This is a genomic window from Hyphomicrobium sp., assembly GCF_020852195.1.
GTDB lineage: Bacteria > Pseudomonadota > Alphaproteobacteria > Rhizobiales > Hyphomicrobiaceae > Hyphomicrobium_C.
Genome location: NZ_JADZBI010000267.1, coordinates 1 through 1,657 on the forward strand (window position 1 = coordinate 1; position 1,657 = coordinate 1,657).

At 66.3% G+C, this 1,657-nt stretch carries 2 protein-coding genes; both read right to left on the reverse strand.

Annotation, left to right across the window (positions count from 1 at the left end):
• The coding region (locus tag IT540_RS20790; RefSeq protein ID WP_291181788.1) for a DNA polymerase ligase N-terminal domain-containing protein at positions 1 to 217 on the reverse strand (217 nt) is incomplete at its 3' end.
• A gap of 22 nt (positions 218 to 239) precedes the next feature.
• A partial coding sequence (locus IT540_RS20795) for a peptide MFS transporter (protein ID WP_291181789.1) occupies positions 240 to 1,657 on the reverse strand: 1,418 nt, incomplete at its 5' end.

Consider the following 1,657-nt stretch of genomic DNA (forward strand, 5'->3'; position numbering starts at 1 on the left):
GCACGGCCCAGGAGAGCAGCACGCCGTTCCACTCCAGCCGGAAGTCGTAGTGCAGATGACTGGCGAGATGCTTCTGGACGCAGAAGAACAGCGTGTCGGCCTTCTTCTTCGCCGGACGCTTCTCGTCACCCGAGGGTTCAGGCGATTTCGTGAAGTCGCGTTTGCGTTTGTAGTCTTCGAGCGCCCTGAGCGGAACTTCTAACTTCTGGCTTCTCACGTCGAACTTGTCAAGCGCCAGATCACTTGACGCCGCCCGCGAGGCGCGTGAACCGCCGCGCGAGCAGCAGCATGACGATGCCCGCGATCACGGCGAAGAGACCGACGCGGCCGAAAAGCGTCGGGAGCGGCAGAGACTCGTAGAGGCCGCCGAGCTGACCGGCCGCGTAGTTGCCGACCGACACGCCGAGGAACCAGATGCCCATCACGAGGCTGGCGATGCGCGCCGGCGCGAGCTTCGTCATCGAGCTCAGGCCGACAGGGCTCAGGCACAGCTCGGCGACCGTATGGATGAAATACGTCGCGGTGAGCCACATCGGGCTCACGAGCGTGCCTGACGAGGCGATGTTCGCCGCGGGCACGAGCAGCAGAAATCCGAGGCCGGCGCCGAGCAGGCCGAACGACAGCTTCACCGAGCTCGACGGCTCGCGCTCGCCGAGGCGCACCCACAGCCACGCGAAGACCGGCGCGAGGATGAAGATCAGAATCGGATTCGTCGACTGATACCAGCTGCTCGGGAACGCGTAGCCGACGATCTCGTTGCGCGAGTCGCGCTCGGCGAACAGGTTGAGCGTCGATCCCGCCTGCTCGAACACCGACGAGAAGAGCGCGTAGGCGACGAAGAACGCGAAGATGACGTAGAGACGCCCGCGCTCTTCACGCGTCCAGCCGCCACCAAACAGGAGCCAGCCAAAGAGCGCGACCGTAAGCAGCAACAGCAGATATCCGACCGCATCCGCGATCTGTCCGGGCGAGACGGGGATCCATCCGAGCGCGAGGCCGGTGCCGACGACGGCCAGGCCGGCGACCGTGATGCTGACGCCCCAGCCGGCGCGGCGGACGTCGCGCGCGTGCGCGTCAGGCGTCGCGGCGGGGGCCGGTTCGAGGCCCGCCGTGCCGAGCGATCGCGATCCGGCGACGTACTGGATCAGTCCGAGAATCATGCCGACGCCGGCGGCCGCGAAGCCGTAATGCCAGTTGATCGTCTGTCCGAGGTAGCCGCAGACCAGCGGCGAGAAGAACGCCCCCAGATTGATCCCCATGTAGAAGAGCGAGAAGCCCGCGTCGCGCCGGTGGTCGTTCGCTTCGTAGAGCTGACCGACCATGACGCTGATGTTCGGCTTGAGCAGGCCGGTGCCGAGCACGATCAAGACGAGGCCGAGATAGAAGGCCCAGTGCGCCGGCACCGCCATGCTGAAGTGGCCGCACGCGATCAGGATGCCGCCGTAGAACACGGCTCGACGCTGGCCGAGGATCCGATCCGCGATCCATCCACCCGGCAGGCCCATCATGTAGACCATCGCCGTGTAGGTGCCGTAGATCGCGCCGGCCGTCGCCGTGTCCATCGCCATGCCGCCGGTCGCGGCCGGCGCGGTCATGAACAGGATGAGCAGCGCCCGCATGCCGTAGTAGCGGAAGCGCTCCCACATCTCCGTGAAGA